General features: G+C 47.4%; 19 protein-coding genes. 12 read left to right on the top strand and 7 right to left on the bottom strand.

Translation table 11 applies throughout. The annotated features are described in order from the left end of the window. The first annotated feature begins 356 nt into the window (after positions 1 to 356). On the top strand, positions 357 to 1,994 hold the full coding sequence (locus LFX17_RS13230; RefSeq protein WP_238730664.1) for an HsdM family class I SAM-dependent methyltransferase: 1,638 nt from the start codon (positions 357 to 359) through the stop codon (positions 1,992 to 1,994). 249 nt (positions 1,995 to 2,243) lie between these two features. Next, a complete protein-coding gene (locus tag LFX17_RS13225) occupies positions 2,244 to 2,906 on the top strand; it encodes a DUF2461 domain-containing protein (protein WP_238747052.1) in 663 nt (220 codons plus the stop codon). 852 nt (positions 2,907 to 3,758) lie between these two features. Here LFX17_RS13225 and LFX17_RS13220 read toward each other — a convergent pair. From LFX17_RS13220 to LFX17_RS13190, 7 genes are all read right to left on the bottom strand, one after another. After that, positions 3,759 to 3,926, bottom strand: coding sequence for a hypothetical protein (locus tag LFX17_RS13220; RefSeq protein WP_238730662.1), 168 nt, complete (start codon positions 3,924 to 3,926; stop codon positions 3,759 to 3,761). A gap of 165 nt (positions 3,927 to 4,091) precedes the next feature. After that, positions 4,092 to 4,985 (bottom strand): hypothetical protein, encoded by an 894-nt coding sequence (locus LFX17_RS13215; RefSeq protein WP_238747050.1) that lies wholly within the window; start codon positions 4,983 to 4,985, stop codon positions 4,092 to 4,094. Positions 4,986 to 5,267: 282 nt separating this feature from the next. Continuing rightward, on the bottom strand, positions 5,268 to 7,223 hold the full coding sequence (locus LFX17_RS13210) for a CASTOR/POLLUX-related putative ion channel (protein ID WP_238730659.1): 1,956 nt from the start codon (positions 7,221 to 7,223) through the stop codon (positions 5,268 to 5,270). 127 nt (positions 7,224 to 7,350) lie between these two features. Continuing rightward, positions 7,351 to 7,779: a DUF3995 domain-containing protein gene (locus tag LFX17_RS13205; RefSeq protein WP_238730658.1), complete on the bottom strand. Its 429-nt coding sequence runs from the start codon at positions 7,777 to 7,779 to the stop codon at positions 7,351 to 7,353. Positions 7,780 to 7,785: 6 nt separating this feature from the next. Further along, complete coding sequence (locus tag LFX17_RS13200) at positions 7,786 to 8,241, bottom strand: MarR family winged helix-turn-helix transcriptional regulator (protein ID WP_135569804.1); 456 nt, start codon at positions 8,239 to 8,241, stop codon at positions 7,786 to 7,788. A 31-nt stretch (positions 8,242 to 8,272) separates the two neighbouring features. Next, positions 8,273 to 8,737 (bottom strand): MaoC family dehydratase, encoded by a 465-nt coding sequence (locus tag LFX17_RS13195; RefSeq protein ID WP_118956331.1) that lies wholly within the window; start codon positions 8,735 to 8,737, stop codon positions 8,273 to 8,275. A gap of 12 nt (positions 8,738 to 8,749) precedes the next feature. After that, complete coding sequence (locus tag LFX17_RS13190; RefSeq protein WP_406600707.1) at positions 8,750 to 9,328, bottom strand: hypothetical protein; 579 nt, start codon at positions 9,326 to 9,328, stop codon at positions 8,750 to 8,752. A gap of 316 nt (positions 9,329 to 9,644) precedes the next feature. On the opposite strand from LFX17_RS13190, the gene LFX17_RS13185 reads away from it, so the two are divergent. The 10 genes from LFX17_RS13185 to nuoL are packed head-to-tail and all read left to right on the top strand — an operon-like array spanning position 9,645 to position 18,188. After that, on the top strand, positions 9,645 to 10,022 hold the full coding sequence (locus LFX17_RS13185) for an NADH-quinone oxidoreductase subunit A (RefSeq protein ID WP_118956333.1): 378 nt from the start codon (positions 9,645 to 9,647) through the stop codon (positions 10,020 to 10,022). Then, entirely contained in the window at positions 10,013 to 10,573 is a 561-nt protein-coding gene (locus LFX17_RS13180; RefSeq protein ID WP_118956334.1) for an NADH-quinone oxidoreductase subunit B, read from the top strand. The genes LFX17_RS13185 and LFX17_RS13180 overlap by 10 nt, the downstream gene beginning before the upstream one ends. After that, positions 10,570 to 11,103, top strand: coding sequence for an NADH-quinone oxidoreductase subunit C (locus LFX17_RS13175; RefSeq protein ID WP_118964117.1), 534 nt, complete (start codon positions 10,570 to 10,572; stop codon positions 11,101 to 11,103). Before LFX17_RS13180 ends, LFX17_RS13175 begins: the two co-directional genes overlap by 4 nt. A 1-nt stretch (position 11,104) precedes the next feature. Next, on the top strand, positions 11,105 to 12,322 hold the full coding sequence (locus tag LFX17_RS13170) for an NADH-quinone oxidoreductase subunit D (protein ID WP_118956336.1): 1,218 nt from the start codon (positions 11,105 to 11,107) through the stop codon (positions 12,320 to 12,322). Next, positions 12,322 to 12,801: an NADH-quinone oxidoreductase subunit NuoE gene (gene nuoE / locus LFX17_RS13165; protein WP_118956337.1), complete on the top strand. Its 480-nt coding sequence runs from the start codon at positions 12,322 to 12,324 to the stop codon at positions 12,799 to 12,801. Before LFX17_RS13170 ends, nuoE begins: the two co-directional genes overlap by 1 nt. Positions 12,802 to 12,815: 14 nt before the next feature. Then, entirely contained in the window at positions 12,816 to 14,150 is a 1,335-nt protein-coding gene (gene nuoF / locus LFX17_RS13160; RefSeq protein ID WP_238747048.1) for an NADH-quinone oxidoreductase subunit NuoF, read from the top strand. Next, positions 14,147 to 15,187 carry an NADH-quinone oxidoreductase subunit NuoH gene (gene nuoH / locus LFX17_RS13155; RefSeq protein ID WP_238747046.1) on the top strand — a complete coding sequence of 347 codons (1,041 nt, stop codon included), beginning with the start codon at positions 14,147 to 14,149 and terminating at the stop codon, positions 15,185 to 15,187. The genes nuoF and nuoH overlap by 4 nt, the downstream gene beginning before the upstream one ends. Positions 15,188 to 15,199: 12 nt before the next feature. Further along, entirely contained in the window at positions 15,200 to 15,919 is a 720-nt protein-coding gene (locus tag LFX17_RS13150; protein WP_238747045.1) for an NADH-quinone oxidoreductase subunit J, read from the top strand. Continuing rightward, a complete protein-coding gene (gene nuoK / locus LFX17_RS13145; protein ID WP_118956341.1) occupies positions 15,916 to 16,236 on the top strand; it encodes an NADH-quinone oxidoreductase subunit NuoK in 321 nt (106 codons plus the stop codon). Before LFX17_RS13150 ends, nuoK begins: the two co-directional genes overlap by 4 nt. A gap of 11 nt (positions 16,237 to 16,247) precedes the next feature. Further along, on the top strand, positions 16,248 to 18,188 hold the full coding sequence (gene nuoL / locus LFX17_RS13140) for an NADH-quinone oxidoreductase subunit L (RefSeq protein WP_238747044.1): 1,941 nt from the start codon (positions 16,248 to 16,250) through the stop codon (positions 18,186 to 18,188).

The following is an 18,188-nucleotide window of genomic DNA, read 5'->3' as shown; positions in this document are numbered from 1 at the left end:
CCTATTTACGATTATCATAGACGCGTATTCTTTTAACAAAATCGAAAGCTAAAACGACTAACTGGAAAAATGAGAGGCGTATACGCGCAAAAGAAACATCGTTCTCACTTTGTCGCCGTATACGCGTATACGCTTTTACGATGTCCTCTTAAAAAAAGTTTCTGTGCTTAGAAAACGGTCAGTGATAGTATACTGATGAGTCGCCTAACAGCGCGAAACTCGATGAAATAATTTACTGGTTGTTAGGTTCTCCCGTTCTGAAAGTTTTGTCTTTAACTGATGTTAACTTGCGGAACGAATAAGCATAAAAAATTGATTTCGTTTGAACGGCGAATGATTGGAATTGCACGGTTTAAATGTCACCAGAGGTAAGACGGAAAAACAAAAGTAAATATCTAGGACAGTTTTTTACGCCCGAAAGGGTCGCGGATTTCCTGGTTGATTGGGTTCTGGGAGCGGAACGAATCGCTTCTCCGGAAGGACAAAAGCGTATACTGGATCCCGCGATCGGGAACGGAGTTTTTTTCGAAAGTATTCTCGATAAGAAACCGGATTTGAATGCGGAGTGGGTCGGTTACGACTTGGATTCGCAATGTCTTCTGTCCAGCCGATCCGCTCTCGAAAATAGAGTCTCTAAAACTAGTATACTGAATTTCTACGATCGTGATTTTCTCCTTCGAGAAGAAGAACGGAAATACGACGTCATCCTCTGCAATCCTCCGTATCGCAAGATCAGCGATAAAAATTATTCCAAAGAACTGATTCAACAGTTCGGAGGAAGATCGGACCGGAGACTTCCGGGAACCGCCAATCTATACGTATTCTTTCTATTAAAATGTTTGAATATGATAAACGAAGGAGGGCGCGCAGCCTTTCTCGTTCCCCAGGACTTTTTCAATTCGGGTTACGGAGTTTTCATCAAATCGGCTCTTCAGGAATCCGCTCTTCTGCATTCCTTGTTCCTTTTATCTCCTCAGGACAGTCTTTTCGACGAAGCGGTGACGAGTTCGTGTATTCTTTTATTAGAAAATTCTGATAAAGTTAAGAAATCGGGATTTTGCTGGACCAGACTCAAGCCGGGATTCTTTTCCGAAAAAACGGAGATCGTTGCCGGTTCCGTTGAGTCGATCCAAAGGGAATGGATTCCCTTTCCGGACCCCGAAGCGAAGTGGAGTCCTATCTTTCATCGTATGGAAAAGAAGATTCAAGTGAGCGAGCGAAAACCCGATTTTGAAAACGAAAAAGGGGAAAACTACGTTCCTCTTATCGAGTTCGGAAAGTTCACGAGAGGAATCGCTACCGGAGACAATGACTTCTTTCTTTTTACGAAGGAAATGGTGGAACATTCCGGAATCCACGAAAAGTATTTCAAAGCCTGTATTCCAAAATCACAATATGCAAGAAATCGAATATTCTTAAGCGGGGATTGGGAAGAGCTCAGCCGCAAAGGGGCGAAGGTCTGGCTTTTGGACGTAAAACTCGAATTGGACCCGAACGATTCTCTCGCTTTGCAGAATCATCTTCAATCGGGAATCACGAGAGGAGTTCATCAGAGATTTCTTCCTTCCCGAAGAAAGAATTGGTATACGCAGGAATCCAAAACCGCGGCTCCGATTCTTGCTTCCAGTTTTCACAGAACCGAAGTTAGAATCGTCCGGAACTTCAGCAGCGTGGTTCACTTGACTTGTTTTCACGGATTCAATCCGGCTCCGCATCAAGAGGAGTGGGTGGACGCCGTTTATGCGTATCTGATTTCCTCGAATTCCAAAAAGGATCTCGAAACTCGGAGAAGGGAATACGCGAGAGGTTTGTGGAAAGCCGAGCCCGGCGATCTGAATTCTCTTTGGGTCCCCGATTTCAGAAAACTTTCCGCGCAGATCCAACAAGAATTAAAAACCCTCGTTGCGGGTTTGGAACAAGCGCGTTCCTCCTCCGAAAAAGAAGCCGCGATTCTCCATCGAATCGACACGATCTTTAAAGAAGCTTCCATTTAATCCGCTTTCATTCGATGAGTTTGCCGTCCGTTGCGCGCAAATTCGAATTTCCCCGTAATATTAAAAATACGAAAAGAAGTGCGGGAACTCCTGCATTTACGATAGAATCGGAAATTTCTTTCCGGCGCTCTTTAACAAGTATTCGATTCTATCGGCTCAGAGTTCCGGAAGCGAACGTCGATACGAGAGCGCTTGCGATTTTGACTTGATCCTCCGCGGAAGACATAGAATTCTTATGCGGAGGTTTTCATGCTGCAACAATCCACTTTAGATTTTCTTAAAAAATTAGCGAAGAATAACAACAAGGTTTGGCTCGACGGTCATAAGGACTTGTTCACTTCCGCAAAGAACGATTTCGAAGCCCTGATCACGGAGCTGATCATCGGACTTGCAAAAGTCAATCCTGCGCTCGCGGGAGTGGATCCTAAGAAGTGCATTTTTCGTATCTACAGGGACGTTCGTTTTTCCAAAAATAAGGAACCGTATAAGACCAATTTCGGCGCGAGCATCGGGGCGCGGGGTAAGGATTTGGGAAGACCTCTTTTTTACGTCCACGTTCAACCGGGCAACGAATCCTTTATCGCGGGAGGTTTGTATATGCCCGATACCAAGATCCTTCGCGGAGTGCGCGAGGCTATTTTAGAAGATTCTAAAATTCTTAAAAAGATCGTTCAGGATAAGAAGTTTGTCAAGGAGTTCGGCGGTCTTTCGGATATGAAGCTCAAAACAGCTCCGAAAGGTTTTTCAAAGGATCATCCCGATCTGGAATGGATTCAATACACGAGTTATATTGTGGAACGAAAGGTTTCCGACTCGGATCTTTTATCGAAAAACTTCGTTAAGAATACGATCGACTCGTATCGGATTCTTCAGCCGTTTTTGAACTATCTGGACATGCCGAATGATTCATAAAGAATGAGGCAGCCAAAAGCCGCGGAGCGGAAGCGTTGGCTCTCGACAAAGTCGAGATGAATGATTCATAAAGAATGAGGCAGCCAAAAGCCGCGGAGCGGAAGCGTTGGCTCTCGACAAAGTCGAGATGAATGATTCATAAAGAATGAGGCAGCCAAAAGCCGCGGAGCATTATCTTGCGACCCGTTGGGAGCAAGATTGAGTTCTGCGTTGGCTCTCGACAAAGTCGAGATGAATGATTCATAAAGAATGAGGCAGCCAAAAGCCGCGGAGCATTATCTTGCGACCCGTTGGGAGCAAGATTGAGTTCTGCGTTGGCTCTCGACAAAGTCGAGATGAATGATTCATAAAGAATGAGGCAGCCAAAAGCCGCGGACTGATTTCTAATTTGTTAAGCGAACTGCGCCGCGTATCTTACCGCGTTTCTTGGCAGAAGGTTTTCCAAGTTAATAAATGAGTAGGGTCTTGTCGTATCGCGGCTCGACATTCTTCTTGAGTGTTGAATTCTCCGAGGGAGATGTTTCCTCTTACGGAATGTAACCAAAGGATCCAGATGCTTAAAAGTGCCAGACTCGTTTTCATTTTTTAAACCCTCCCGGAATCTGCGGTTTCGCGCCGATCCAGGAATTAAGGATTGTAACATTGTACGGCGGAAAAACCGATACAAAATTATCGGAAATATTTTATTTCTTGTTTAACCGAAAGATTGCGCATACGACCGAATTCGTTGCGTTTTTCCGGCAGTACATTCCCGAAGTCGATCTTTCCTCGAAAACGTCCTTAATGAAACGATCGTAGCGGTTTCTTCGGCCTTTCCTGTAACGTACGGGCGGGTTCGGTTTCAGTTCTAAGTTATTCGGATTCCTTGCAATGTGTTTTCCACACCAACAGATGGGTTTGGTCCTGACGAATCGCGGTTCTGCATTCTTCCTCTGTGCTGAATTCTCCGAGGGAGATGTTTCCCCTTACCGAATTTAACCAAAGAACCCAAACGCTTGCGATCATTAGAAACTGTTTCATGTCGAAAATCTCCTCGAAATCTTAAACTCGAAAACGAATTCTGAGATTTTTAGACAAATAAATCCGCTCGATCCCTCATAAACCTTTGGAAATTTATTATTTATAAAGGATATAAAGAGTTACCGCCAAAGGGGTAGTTTCGTTAATGCGAAGAAGGGTTTATTGCTACTGCCCGGTTCCGTAGATCTTGTTAGCGGTGATTTTTGCCGGCTCCAATGTGCAATCTTCCTTTAAAAGTGCGATTCTTCCGGTTTCATAAACTCCTCTGTTGATTTCACAAGTGGAAAAGCTTTGATTGTAAGAGGCGATCGCATAGACTACGCCGGCGGTTCGAATTGCATCGATACAACGATCCACGGAATGTCCGGAATAGGTTTTCGATTTTGAAATTCCCATCGCTTCGATAAAAAATAAGTGCGAGGTCGTAAGGCTTACGATTGCGGCGGAATACGCGGTCGAACTTACGCCGGCGCCGTTTTCATACGCGTTGTAATCCGCTTGCAGAACATAACTTTGTGCGGTAGTTCCGTCACACGCTATATGGACGGCTTCCCAGGGGTTCGGTCCTATCGTAAAGGTAGTCTCTAATCCCGGTGTCAGCGAAAAATTAACACCGAAGGGAATGAAACTATTGTTCGAACTTTCATCCGCTCCGTAACTGAGTTTGCAGGCAGCTGCGCCCGAAAGCATGGTAAATTTCGTGGAAAGGATCTGAGCGCTGGTGAATCGAAAGACGTCCTTATCGGCCGGACTCGAAATGATCCCGTTCACCTGCATTCTTGGAAATTGAGGATACGGGGCTTGTATGATTTGCGCGGTCGAATAGGTTTCGTTCGGTTCGCTATCGATCCCGATTCCATACGGAGTAGACGTTGTTCCTATAGTGTTGCAGCGAGCCGGATTCGTACCGTATCCGCCCATCGTTTCGAAAACGGATACGACGGAGATCTCCTTCGAGATTCGTTTGATTGCTTCCTCTCCGTCGATTTGTTCGTTGTTTATACTTTGGCAATCGGCCGCAAATAGGGTAAGAATGAATATGATTTTCGCTTGGTTCATGTCCCGTCCTTCCTGAATCTTTTACGCTCCGTAATTTTTTGAACGGACAGAAAGGACGGATTTTTTAATCCGAAATGCGTTTATTTCTGAACTTCGTTCAGAGCCGCTCGCAACGTTCCACTGCTCGCTGGCTAAAACGCTCTTTACGAATCGCGTCAACTCAGCAGAACACTCTCTGAACTCAGGGTCTCGCTTCTACGGTCGCTCGACAGGTCACGTTAACTCAGCAGAACGCTCCCTGAACTCAGCGTCTCGCTTCTACGGCGCTCGACAGGTCGCGTTCTATGTTTGATCTTCCGCGAGGACGATCAAACTATCTTCCGGATGGATCGAAAAGGCAGTATCCTTCAACGGGATCAAATGCACGCCGTATCCTTTACTCTCGTCTTTTTCCTCCGAAGCGATACGAATCCCGAAACAGGTTTCTCCCCGTTTTAAGGCTGCGCCTACGCAATCCGCAAAACTAAGAGTTTGAGGGAGGTGTTCGAAGTAAAGAGAAGCCGGTTTCAGATAGATTTCGCTTCCTTCGGGGCTGAACAGATTTTCGTAGATCCGCATCACGTCGGGTTCCTGCGAAACCTGAGCCATCATCTTGGACACGAACTGATTGGAAATCAGGAAGTCCTTCACGCCCGTTTCGAGAACGATCTCCGTATTTTCCGAGTTCATGATTTCGGTGATCAGCTGCGTGGAAGGTTGGTTTCCCGTCTTAAACGCGTATCGTTTGAAATATTGTCTGAATCGAAGCAATAGCGAGATCGTTTGCGCGTCGACTTCTTCGATGTTTTCTTTTTCCTCGGCTAAGAATATTACGGAATCGTAAGATTCGGGCGCGAGCCGTTTCATCACGGATTCCTGGGAAAGATCGGCTTGAAAGGATCTAAGAGTGATTTTCGGATATTTTTTCTTGAGACGTATTACGGTTCCCTTAAATTCTTCGTCGATCTGTTTGACGAGAATGTCTATGGTCGATCCGGGAGAAACGAACTTCGCGTATTCCTCCACGATCAGAGGACTTTTGGAATTCCAACCTACGATGAGTTGTTTGTCGACCGGATTGGATCGTTTCTTTTTCGGAAGTTGGAAGTCTCTGGGACTCGATACCGCCGTTTCCGAGTAGCGGATTTTGGAATCGTCTTCCGCTAAAAGCACGGCGTCCTCTTTGTCGTCGGGCGTGTAATCGCTGGGCGGATTGAGTATGATTTCTCCGTCTTCCCTTCTGAAACCGAGAGGAACGGATTCGTTAAACCGAAATGCGATCTCTTTGTAGTTGAGCCCTTTCCAACCGGAGGAAGGTTTGTAAAAATAGATCTCGTCCCCTTCGAATCCGACTAAGTTGGAATAGACGACCGCAAGTCCGGAAGTTCTCGAAGTCTGCACGAGCAATTTTGCGAGAATATTTCTTTCGTCCATCACCTGGATCGAAGAGGAAAGTTCCTGCGCGATCAGACGGTTTTCCTCGTTGTAGAGTTCCGCGACGATGGGGGGAAGTTCGTTATCATGACCGAGCGCGACTAACGCCATCAAAGACTTTAATACCTTCGCGTCGCCGATGTTTCTTCCGTCCTTGCCGTCCTCTTCTCCCGAGGAATTCAAAACCAGCACCGACTTCGCTTCTCCCGCGTTGACTTTCCGCAGCGAATGGAGGCTGGAAGGAGTTCCGGAACGCGTGATGATCTTCGTCGTTTTGCGTTCTTCCAAATTCTCCGCCAAGTAATCGTCCATAACTTCCTTGTCTTCTTCCGCGAGAATGACTACCACGGCTCTCGACTCGGAGGAATTCGCTTCGATGAGTTCCTTGATGATTTCCACGACCCGAACGCCGAATCCCAGAATGATCGTATGATCTTTTTCTAATACGTCGCTTTTTCCCTTTCTTAGATCCTGGATCTTCTGATCGAACTGATTGGTGATAAAAGCCACTAAGCTCGAAAATAACACGAGTCCGAGAAATACCGTGAGAATCCCGGTCGTTTTATTGAACCAATTCGATTCTCCGTCTTCCGCGACGGCGCCTGCGTCCGAGATCTGCAGAAACACTCTCCAGAAAAATTCTCCGTTTCCTTGTATCGATTCGTCCGGCGCGACAAGTCCGCCTAACAACCGTAGGATGGAAAGAAACACGAATGCGATTATGAATAACGTGATCAATGCGGCAAAAACCGATCCGCCGCCTCGGGACATGAAGTTGTCGAAGTGATACCGAAATTTATCCGAAAATGTATGTTTTGATTTCATGAGAGGAGAATGGAATCCAAACCCTCGTTTTTATCAAATGGAAAATAAATTCTTTCTGAAAAATCCGCGTGGATTTAGGGAAGATTCCCGGAGAAAATGCGGACGATCCCGTTCGTGATTGCTAACGTCAGAATACGGAAGAAACGTATAATAAAAGGGAAAGAAAAAGACAAAGGGGAGAATAATAAGCCGTATCGTTTTGCGCGAACGTCGTGCCTTTGATTTTTTTAAAGAAGCCGACCAATCTAAAATCTCCGATCGCTCGAAGCAAAAATACGAAGGACAAAAAGACCGTTCCGTATCGACATACTTCTTGTAAAATTCCGAGCGGAAACTGCATTCTGAGTCCGATCGGTAACAAGGCTGCCAGGAACAACAGGATTCCCACCGCGGCGGTGGCGAGTCTTCCGGGTCGGAAGGCCGGTTTCCCCTGTATTTCCGGAACTACACGATTTTTTCCCAACGCTCCTCCCAACATCCAGTAAAAGTGAAATCCGGATAGAATCAGAAGGATCAAACCGGAAGTCCAGGACGTTATTTGGGCGATAAGAAACATGTCCGTTTATTGTAGAAGTTCCACCGTGGCGGATTCCGGGTTTTGGTTCTGATAGAGTTTCATCAGCAATCGAACCAATTCCTGTTTTTCTTCCTCCGTAAATCCCCGATAGAGATTGTTCACTAAGGATCTGGAGATTCCGAGCAATACCGGTCTTACCGAATAGGCTTTCGGAGTCAGTTCCAAATGAACGATTCTCTGATCCTCGGGATCTCTCGTTCTCTCGACGAATCCCAACGCTTCCAACTTGTCTACAAGAGCGGTTAACGTGGATTTGTCTCGATTGATCATCTTGGCGATTTCCTGCATCTGCGCCTTTTTCTTTTTGACGAGTGCGAACAGGATATCCGCGTGAGTGGTCGTTAACGGACCCAAACCTTTTTCTTTCAACTCCAGGTTCAGGTGTCTGTGAAATTCGTCTCGAATTCTCGAGATCATATAGATGATCAGTCTAGGACTCATATTTTACCTAATCTTAGAAATTTTTTTCTTATCAGGCAAATTGATATAGATAGATTACCTCTCCTACCGCGGCGGCTTTCGTGGATCCTTCGGTTTCAAAAGTCATCTTCAGAGTCATTCTCGCCGTACCTCTCAGGTCTTTTAGCTCGATCAACTCCGCTCTAATTCTCAACTTGCTTCCTACTTTTACGGGTTCTAAAAACCGAAGTTTTTCCATCCCGTAATTGATCCCCATCTTAATATTCTTTAATTCTAATATTTGAGATAAGAGGTAGGGTGCCATGGACAAGGTAAGATATCCGTGAGCGATCGTTCCTCCGAACGGAGATTCCTTAGCGGCTCTATCCGGGTCCGTGTGAATCCACTGATGATCCAGGGTCGCGTCGGCGAACTTATTCACCTGCTCCTGAGTCACCGTGTGATAATCGGAAACCCCGATTTCCTTTCCGGTATAGGCTTCTAATTCGGCAAAACTGGACAATACTACCTTAGCCATGTTTTTCTCCTTTTACTCCGTTTTGTTTTTTAATTTTTCAGTAAGATGTTCAAAAATTTCGGATTCTAAAATGGACAAGTCGATGTTGTCCTGAAGTCCGAATGCCTTTCCCGAATAAATCGCTTTCCAGAGGATTTCTCCGCTGTCCGTGTCCATCGCTTTGACGGTCACTTCCATAACGGAATTTCCGGAAGCGGTTCCGTAATCGGTGACGTCCGTAAATACGACGACGTCGCCTTTGAGTTGTTTTGCGATTTTGATTCCCTTTTCTTCGTTGAGGGAATTGTCCGCTTCGAACGCGGTTCGGAATTGTTTTTCCGCGTTGTATTTTTCCTGGATCTTTCCTCCGTATCCGAGGATCGCCAGTTCCAGTTTTTCAAAACTTCTGGATTCTAAGAATTTTTTCTGTTCGCCGTTCGCCTCTTTCGACAACCAACCCGATCGAATTTGAACCGGGAAGACGACGTGTTTCGCTTTTTTCTCGGGAGTGAATCCTCTTCGAACGAACACGGTTCCGAAGATCGAGTTTTTGGAGGACGCACAAGCGGAGAACGTGAAAAGGAATAAGAGTAGGGTGAGAATTCTCCCGATGTAGGAAGGGATTCCCGTTCGGGAAAAGTAAAATGCGGTGCGAGCGGCGGACAAATCGTTTTCCCTTTCGTTCCATTACTACCAGCCGTCACTCAACCCATTTGTCCATCCGTTTTTTGCCAAACTGTTTGGCCGATTCGGGCGTTCTATGCAAAATTCTAATTTAGGATATTTTTATTTTCCACTCGGACCTGTGTGGACGGAGATTTCTTTTTCGGTGTGAAATTCTCTTCGTTCGGAAACGGGCGAAGCATGCGACATTTCCTTTTGAATTTGCGTTGACAGGCTATATGCAAACGGGAGTCTAATAGTAGCTATGGATAGCGCTCCCGAGCACCTTGGCCCACTACTGATTCAATTCTTACTCGGAGTCGGATTCTCCGCTCTGATTCTTACCCTTGCCATACTCATCGGTCCTAAAAAGAAATCCAAACCTCAGGACACGTTCGAATGCGGCGTACAATACTATGGAGATGCGAGAGGGCTTTTCAACATCAAGTTCTATCTCGTCGCCGTATTGTTCATCCTGTTCGACATCGAAGCGGTGTTTCTGTTTCCGTATGCGGTCAACCTGATCGGATTTAAGAACGCGGGAATCGGACTTTTTCTCGTGATAGAAATGTTTGTGTTTGTCCTTACGTTGGTCGTAGGTTTATACTATATCTGGAAGAAAGGAGCCTTGGAATGGGATTGAGTGACTTAAGTAAAGCCCCGGGCCAGGCCCTGGGAGATATGGTTCAACTCGGTAGCATCGAGTCCGTGATTCAATGGGGAAGAAGTTATTCGCTTTGGCCGTATCCGTTCGCGACCGCGTGTTGCGGAATCGAATATATGAGCACCGCTTGTTCCGATTACGATATCGCCCGTTTCGGAGCGGAACGTCCTTCGTTTTCTCCGCGTCAGGCGGATATGATTTTGGTTCTCGGTACGATCACTTACAAGATGGCTCCCGTTCTTCGTCAGATTTACGATCAGATGGCGGAGCCTAAGTTCGTGATCAGCGTCGGGGCCTGCGCTTCTTCCGGAGGAATGTTCAACACCTACGGAGTGCTTCAGGGAGTGGATCGGATTCTTCCCGTGGACGTATATGTTCCGGGCTGTCCTCCTAGACCCGAAGCGATCTTAGACGCTCTCTTGAAATTACAGGCAAAACTGAAAACCCAGGGGCTGGAAGCAAGACGTCAGGAAGTGATGCAGAAAATCCAGGAATTGAACGAAAGAAATAAACCCCTGGTTGTACGATGAAAGAAGAAGTAGAACGTTTCCTCAAAGAAAAATTTTCCCATTTTTTGGATACGCAGGAAGAGGTCGTCTCGAACGTTCCCGTTTTCTTTTTGAAAGCGGAAGGAATCGTTCCGGTTCTCGCCGCGTTGAAAAACGATCCATCACTGAATTATAATTTTCTAAACGACTTAACCGCGATCGATTGGCTCGGAAAAAAAGAACCCCGATTCGAAGTTTGTTATCTTCTCCGTTCGGGAAGTAAGGCTTCGAGCAGGATTCAATTTAAGGTTCGGCTCGAAGACGGAGAATCGCTTCCGAGCATCACTTCCGTGTTCAAAGGCGCGAACTGGCCCGAGCGGGAAGTCTACGATCTTTTCGGAATCTCCTTTATCGGTCATCCGAGTTTGGATCGGATTCTCATGCCGGACAACTTTCAAGGACATCCTTTGCGTAAGGATTTTCCCTTGGAAGGATTCGGACAGGATTATCTTATCGAAGACCTGCTTCATATCCACGTGAACGAAGACATCACAAAGGAAGGAGGAAAGTAGAATGATGTATGAAAAAACGGCCGAACATTTCGGAAAGAAGTTCGCCAATCTTCCCGAAGGACATCTTCTCGTAAACCTCGGACCTTCGCATCCCGCTACGCACGGAATTTTACAGAACGTGATCCAGCTCGACGGAGAAAGAATCGTCGAAGCCGAATCCATCATCGGTTACGTTCACCGCTGTTTCGAAAAATTAGGAGAACGTTATACATACAATCAGTTCCTCGTCTGCACGGACCGGATGAACTACGTTTCCACTCCGCTCAACAACATCGGATGGATTCTCGCCGTGGAAAAGATGATGCAGGTGGAAGTTCCGGATCGAGTAACGTATGTGAGAATGATCATCTCCGAACTTTCGAGAATCATGGATCATATCATCTGCACGGGAATTTTGGGAGTGGACCTCGGAGCGTTCTCGGGAATGCTGCACCTCTTTCATCACAGAGAGAACATCTATCAAGTCATCGAAAAACTCACCGGCGCGAGATTGACAACGACGTTCTGCAGAATCGGCGGACTCGAAAAGGATATTTATCCCGAGTTCGAAAAGGAAGTAAAGCTGATCTGCAAGGGATTAAAACCCGCGATCGAAGAATTCAACAGTCTTCTTCTCAAAAATAAAATCTTTCTCGGGCGCACCGAAGGAATCGGCGGAATCTCCGCGGAAAACGCGATCGCCTACGGATTCAGCGGCCCGAATCTCCGCGCCGCCGGAGTGGATTGGGACGTCCGTAAAGACGAACCGTATATGCTGTATGATAAGGTGGACTTCGACGTTCCGATCGGAGAGGACGGTTCCGTTCTTCACAGAAGTTTGGTGAGAATGGAGGAGATGCGTCAGTCGATCCGGATCATCGAACAGCTCGTGGACGGAATTCCGAGCGGAGCTTGGCACGCGGATCTGCCGCACGCCTATCTTCCCGAAAAGAACAAAGTCTACAACAACATGGAAGAATTGATCTATCACTTCAAGATCATCATGCACGGTGTGAAGGTTCCTCCGGGAGAACACTACATGTCCACCGAAGCGGCCAACGGAGAACTCGGATTTTACATCGTGTCCGAAGGGGAAAAGTCTCCTTGGAGAGTTCACGTTAGACGCCCTTGTTTCTGGTATTATCAATCGTTTGCGGAATTGGTCCGCGGAGGACTTCTCGCGGATTCAGTCGCGACGATGAGTTCTTTGAACGTGATCGCGGGGGAGTTGGACTGCTGATGAGCTATAAGTTCAGTGAAGAATCCGAAAAAAGATTCCGGAAGATGCTGGAAGTATTCCCGGACAAACGTTCCCTGATTCTCCCTTGTTTGTATATTTTACAGAGAGAACACGGTTTTGTGGACCAGGAAGGAATGAATTACATCGCGGAGCGTCTCGGAGATCCGATTTCTCTCGCGCAGGTCTACGGAGTCGCGACGTTTTATACTCTTTACAATAAGAAACCGGTCGGCAAATATCACATCCAAATCTGCGGAACCTCGAGCTGTTATCTGCAAGGGAACGATACGATCGAAAAACATCTCTGCGAGAAACTCGGAATTCATCTCGGACAAACGACTCCCGATAAAAAATTCACTTTGGAAGAAGTGGAATGTCTCGGAGCCTGCGGTTACGCGCCGATGGTCCAGATCAACGACGATTTTTACGAACAGCTGACACCCGAAAAAGTGGATCAGATTCTAAGCGGCCTGAACTGACAAAGGAACTCCTTATGGCAGAAATGAAACTTCTCACGAAATACATCGACAACCCTAAGTCCGCCGAACTCGAGTTCTACGAATCGGTTCACGGATACGACGGCTTGAAAAAAGCCCTTCAGATGAAACCGGACGACATCATCGCCGAGGTGAAAAAGTCCGGACTCAGAGGAAGAGGGGGCGCGGGATTTCCGACCGGACTCAAATGGTCCTTCATTCCGAAAGACATTCCGAAGCCGAAATACATCATCTGCAACGCCGACGAAGGCGAACCAGGAACATTCAAAGATCGTAAACTGATCGAGAACCTTCCGCACCAGATCATCGAAGGGATGATCATCGGAGCCAAAGCGATCGGTTCCAACAAGGGATTCTTTTACATCCGCGGAGAATTTCAAAAAGGCGCGAGAACCATGCAGAAGGCGATCGACGAAGCCTATGCGAAAGGGTATCTCGGGCAGAATATTCTCGGAAGCGGATTCGACTTCGATCTGATTTTATACGAAGGCGCGGGCGCTTATATCTGCGGAGAAGAAACCGCACTCATCAATTCTCTCGAAGGCAGGAGGGGTCATCCAAGATTGAAACCTCCTTTCCCCGCGGTGTCGGGACTTTATCGTTCTCCGACCGTGGTGAATAACGTGGAAACGTTTTCGGCGGTTCCTCATATTCTCGACAAGGGAGCGGATTGGTATTCCAAGATCGGAACCGAAAAATCTCCGGGTACGAGACTCTTCAGCGTTTCGGGTCACGTAAAACGTCCCGGCGTTTACGAAATCGAATTAGGAACTCCTTTATTAGAACTTGTGAATGATCTTTGCGGAGGAATCGTAGACGATAAACCTCTCAAGGCCATCATTCCCGGCGGATCTTCCGTTCCGATTCTCACGGCGGAAGAATGCAAAACCGCGAATATGGATTTCGAATCGATGGCGGCACACAAAACCATGCTCGGTTCGGGCGCGGTGATCGTTCTCGCGGAAGGAACGGACATCGTGGAAACCACGTATCGGTTCGCGAGATTCTACGCTCACGAATCCTGCGGTCAATGCACACCCTGCCGCGAAGGAACTCATTGGGTTCGCGACATTCTTTATAAGATCCGCGAAGGAGAAGGAACCACCCAGGACATCGACTTGATTCTTTCCCTATCCAGAAACATGGAAGGGGGAACTACGATTTGTCCTCTTTCCGACGCATGCGTGGGGGCGGTTCGTCCCGCTCTGCAGAAGTTTCGCGCGGAGTTCGACGCCAGATTGAAGGACAAGCCGGAACCCGTTCCCGATCATCCCAGAAGAAGAAAAGAAGATAGAATCGGAGAAACCGCGGGGGGACAAAGAACTCCATGAATTGGAATGAAGTTTTATTTTGGCTTTTGAAAAGCGGACTTTTCTTTTTCATTCTCATTACCGCCTGCGCGTATTACACGCTCGCGGAAAGAAGAGTGGCCGGTTTTATTCAGGATCGTAAGGGTCCGAACCGCGCGGGGATCTGGGGACTTCTCCAACCTCTTGCGGATGGAATTAAATTCTTAACCAAAGAAGAAGTTTTCCCGATGCAGGTCAATCGAGTGATGTATCTCGTTGCGCCCGCGATCTCGATGACGTGCGCGATCATGGCTTGGTCCGTGGTTCCTTTGGGCGGTCAGATTCCTCTTCCTCCTTGGCTGGCGGAAAAAACCGGTCTGACCTTTTTGGATCTGCAGATCGCAAATCCTGACACTGGAATTCTCTTTTTATTCGCGATCTCTTCTCTTGCGGTGTACGGAATCATCATCGCGGGTTGGGCGAGTAACAACAAATATTCGTTGTTAGGTGCGATCCGTTCCACGGCACAGATGATCAGCTACGAACTTCCTTTGGGAATGAGCGTGGTCTCGATCGTAATTCTTACGGGTTCTTTGAAACTTTCGGATATAAGCGCGTCTCAGGCGGGACTTTGGAACATCTTCAAACTTCCTGGGTTCATCGCGTTTTGCCTGTTCGTCGTAGCGATGTTCGCCGAAACCAACAGGCTCCCTTTCGACTTGGCGGAAGCCGAGTCCGAACTCGTCGTCGGGTTTCACACGGAATACGGAGCGTTTAAGTTCGCATTATTTTTTATCGCGGAATACATGAACATGATCACGATGAGCTGCGTGGTGACTCTTCTTTTTTTCGGAGGGTATCAGGTGCCTTTCGGATTGTTGGAAGGAAACGTTCTTCAGCCCGCACTCGGACTGGTTTTGTTTTTGGGTAAGGTTCTCTTTTTCGCATTCTTGTTTATGTGGGTGAGATGGACCCTTCCGCGTTTTCGATACGATCAACTCATGAGCCTGGGATGGAAAAAACTCATCCCTTGGGCGATTTTGAACATCGTGATCGCAAGCATCTATATACAATTTTAAGAAACTAAGAATATGCCATATACGGATCAACCTCAACTGCTTCTATTCTTTCTGTTTTCGGCGGTGATGATACTCAGTTCTTTGGGGGTGATCTTTCATCCCAACGCGATCACGGCCGCGGTACTCCTGGTTCTCAGCTTTTTTTCTTTGGCCGCGATCTACGCGGTGATGAACGCGATCTTTATCGCGACGATGCAGCTTCTCGTTTACGCGGGAGCGATCATGGTTTTGGTCGTGTTCGTGTTGATGCTTTTGTCGTTGCGCGAGGACGATACGAAACTCTTTATTTTCGAAAAACCCATTAAGAAATTATTATATTTAGGATTGGTAATGTTCTTGGGTGTTTTGCTCGTCACTGCGGTTCAAGACGGAATCCCTTCGGATACGACGTCGCCGATCGGATATGCCAGGACCAAAGAAGGGCAATTTGCGGGTTATTCCTTTCGTCTTTCTAAGAACGAGATCGTAGGAAATCAAGCGGGCGAGAAAAAAAACGACTCGAATGGGACTGCCGCCGAGAATGCGCCCGTTCCCGATACTTTGTCCGGAAATACCGTAAACCCCGAACCGGTCCACGTTAGCGGAAATACCGCCGTGGTCGGAAGCGCCATGTTTTTACGATACCTTCTTCCGTTCGAGCTGATTTCCTTGTTATTGCTCGCGGCCGTGCTCGGTGCGGTCGTTCTCGGAAAAAAGAATTTAGGGAAGAACGCGGAAGGAGGAACCCTATGAGTCTTTGGATTTCCGGAATTCCGATGCACTACTTTCTGATTCTTGCGATGATCATCTTCACGATCGGAGTCGCGGGAGTGATGGTGCGAAGAAGCGCGGTTTTGATCTTTATGTCGGTGGAGTTGATCTTGAACTCCGTGAACCTCGTATTCGTGACTTTCTCAAAGGCGCTTCACCAAGTCGACGGAGAAGTGGTCGTCTTTTTCGTAATGGCGATTGCGGCCGCGGAAGCCGCGATCGGACTCGCGATCGTGATCGCGATTCATAGGCTTAAAAAGACGAGCTATGTGGACGAAATGAATCTGATGAAATGGTAGGAATAGGAAGAATGGAAATTGCAAATCTTATCCCTGCGTTAGTCGCTCTTCCGTTGATCGGATTTTTAATCTCCGGTCTTTTCGGCAAGTGGTTAAAGGGACTAACCGGAATCATTTCTACGGCCGTCGTATTTTTATCTTTCGCGCTGGCTTTGTTGTCTTTCGTTCTATTTCACCCAATGGAACGCGCGATTCCCGAAATCGTAACCGTAATGCCTTGGATCGAAACCGGGAACCTAAACGTATCTCTCGCGTATCAAGTCGATCAGCTTTCGCTCTATATGATTTTGATCATCACCGGAATCGGGGCGCTCATCCATCTTTACAGCATCGGATATATGAAGGACGATCCCGGTTTTGCGCGTTACTTCGCTTATTTGAATTTGTTTATCTTTGCGATGTTGAATCTGGTACTTGCAGAAAACTTAATTCTTCTTTTTCTCGGATGGGAAGGAGTGGGGCTTTGTTCGTATCTCTTGATCGGATTCGATTATCACAAAGAATCCGCCGCCAACGCGGGAATGAAGGCGTTTATCACGAATCGGATCGGCGACTTGGGAATGCTTCTCGGAATCGCGCTCGTGTTTTGGTATACGGGCAGCGTTTCCTTTACGCAAATCGCTGAATCGATTCCGGAAATCCCTTCCTTTCGATATGTGATTCCATTGGCGGCGATCTGCTTTTTTATCGGAGCGATCGGAAAATCGGCGCAGTTGCCCTTGCACGTGTGGCTTCCCGATGCGATGGCGGGACCGACTCCCGTTTCCGCGTTGATTCACGCGGCGACGATGGTGACAGCCGGAATCTTTTTGATCGCAAGGCTCAATCCTATCTTTTTATCCGCGCCGCAAGTGGGACATTGGATCGTAATCATCGGATCGATCACCGCCTTTTTTGCGGCGACGATCGGACTTTTTCAAAACGATATCAAGAAGGTGCTCGCGTATTCCACCGTGTCGCAGCTCGGATATATGTTCGTCGCGATGGGCGCCGGCGCTTACGTCGCGGGGCTCTTTCACTTGATGACGCACGCGTTCTTTAAAGCGCTTCTCTTTTTGGGATCGGGTTCCGTGATTTATGCGCTTCATCACGAACAGGATCTGCGGAACATGGGCGGACTGAAAAATCAGATGAAGATCACCTGGTTCACCTTTTTGATCGGATCGCTTGCCATTTCCGGAATTCCTCCGTTCAGCGGGTTCTTTTCCAAAGATCTAATATTAGAAAAAAGTTATGCGTATGGAACGCTCTTTTACGGACTCGGAATCGTTACCGCGCTCTTAACCGCGTTCTACATGTTCCGCATGACGTATCTTGCCTTTTACGGAGAATCTCGAGTCTCTTCCCACAAGGCTGGCCACTTGCACGAATCTCCGCTCGTGATGACGATTCCTCTCGTGATTCTTTCCATAGGCGCGGTCGTTGCCGGATTTTTGGAAGTGCCTCACTTTTTGTTCGGAGGAGCGGACGCTCTTACGCGTTACTTCGCTCCCGTCTTTGTCCGAGGAACCGAAATTTCCGAAATGATCGTCAAACACTCCGTAGACGGTCACGAAACGGGAGCCGCGATCGAATTGATCTTGGTGGCCGTATCGGTAGCCGTTGCGATTTCCGGAATCTTTATCGCGAGAACGATCTTTTTGACGGGAAAGAACGTTCCGGAAGCGGAAGAATCGCACACGGGCTTAAAACGGATTCTTTCGCAGAAATACTACGTGGACGAGTTTTATAAGAACTTCATCGTGGAACCGATACTGCTGCTCGGAAAGTTTTTAGCGGGATACGTGGAAAGAAATTTCTTGGATCTGATGCTGCGCGGAACGGGAAGAATCGCGGTCGCGATCTCCCTTGTGTTGCGAAGGGTTCAGACCGGAATCATCGTCGACTACGCGATCCTGATCGTATTCGGAACCGTGGTCATTCTTTCCTTTTTTCTATTGAGGGGGCTGTAA

It is taken from the genome of Leptospira sanjuanensis, from assembly GCF_022267375.1.
Lineage (GTDB): Bacteria > Spirochaetota > Leptospiria > Leptospirales > Leptospiraceae > Leptospira > Leptospira sanjuanensis.
This window is presented reverse-complemented; position numbering and strand designations above follow the sequence as displayed.

Coding starts and splice junctions, on each gene's coding strand:
- nuoF (WP_238747048.1), top strand. CDS start 12,816: ATGGCAGAAATGAAACTTCTCACGAAATACATCGACAACCCTAAGTCC.
- LFX17_RS13225 (WP_238747052.1), top strand. CDS start 2,244: ATGCTGCAACAATCCACTTTAGATTTTCTTAAAAAATTAGCGAAGAAT.
- nuoE (WP_118956337.1), top strand. CDS start 12,322: ATGAGCTATAAGTTCAGTGAAGAATCCGAAAAAAGATTCCGGAAGATG.
- LFX17_RS13220 (WP_238730662.1), bottom strand. CDS start 3,926: ATGAAACAGTTTCTAATGATCGCAAGCGTTTGGGTTCTTTGGTTAAAT.
- LFX17_RS13230 (WP_238730664.1), top strand. CDS start 357: ATGTCACCAGAGGTAAGACGGAAAAACAAAAGTAAATATCTAGGACAG.
- LFX17_RS13175 (WP_118964117.1), top strand. CDS start 10,570: ATGAAAGAAGAAGTAGAACGTTTCCTCAAAGAAAAATTTTCCCATTTT.
- LFX17_RS13195 (WP_118956331.1), bottom strand. CDS start 8,737: ATGGCTAAGGTAGTATTGTCCAGTTTTGCCGAATTAGAAGCCTATACC.
- nuoH (WP_238747046.1), top strand. CDS start 14,147: ATGAATTGGAATGAAGTTTTATTTTGGCTTTTGAAAAGCGGACTTTTC.
- LFX17_RS13180 (WP_118956334.1), top strand. CDS start 10,013: ATGGGATTGAGTGACTTAAGTAAAGCCCCGGGCCAGGCCCTGGGAGAT.
- nuoK (WP_118956341.1), top strand. CDS start 15,916: ATGAGTCTTTGGATTTCCGGAATTCCGATGCACTACTTTCTGATTCTT.
- LFX17_RS13185 (WP_118956333.1), top strand. CDS start 9,645: ATGGATAGCGCTCCCGAGCACCTTGGCCCACTACTGATTCAATTCTTA.
- LFX17_RS13215 (WP_238747050.1), bottom strand. CDS start 4,985: ATGAACCAAGCGAAAATCATATTCATTCTTACCCTATTTGCGGCCGAT.
- LFX17_RS13210 (WP_238730659.1), bottom strand. CDS start 7,223: ATGAAATCAAAACATACATTTTCGGATAAATTTCGGTATCACTTCGAC.
- nuoL (WP_238747044.1), top strand. CDS start 16,248: ATGGAAATTGCAAATCTTATCCCTGCGTTAGTCGCTCTTCCGTTGATC.
- LFX17_RS13200 (WP_135569804.1), bottom strand. CDS start 8,241: ATGAGTCCTAGACTGATCATCTATATGATCTCGAGAATTCGAGACGAA.
- LFX17_RS13150 (WP_238747045.1), top strand. CDS start 15,200: ATGCCATATACGGATCAACCTCAACTGCTTCTATTCTTTCTGTTTTCG.
- LFX17_RS13205 (WP_238730658.1), bottom strand. CDS start 7,779: ATGTTTCTTATCGCCCAAATAACGTCCTGGACTTCCGGTTTGATCCTT.
- LFX17_RS13170 (WP_118956336.1), top strand. CDS start 11,105: ATGATGTATGAAAAAACGGCCGAACATTTCGGAAAGAAGTTCGCCAAT.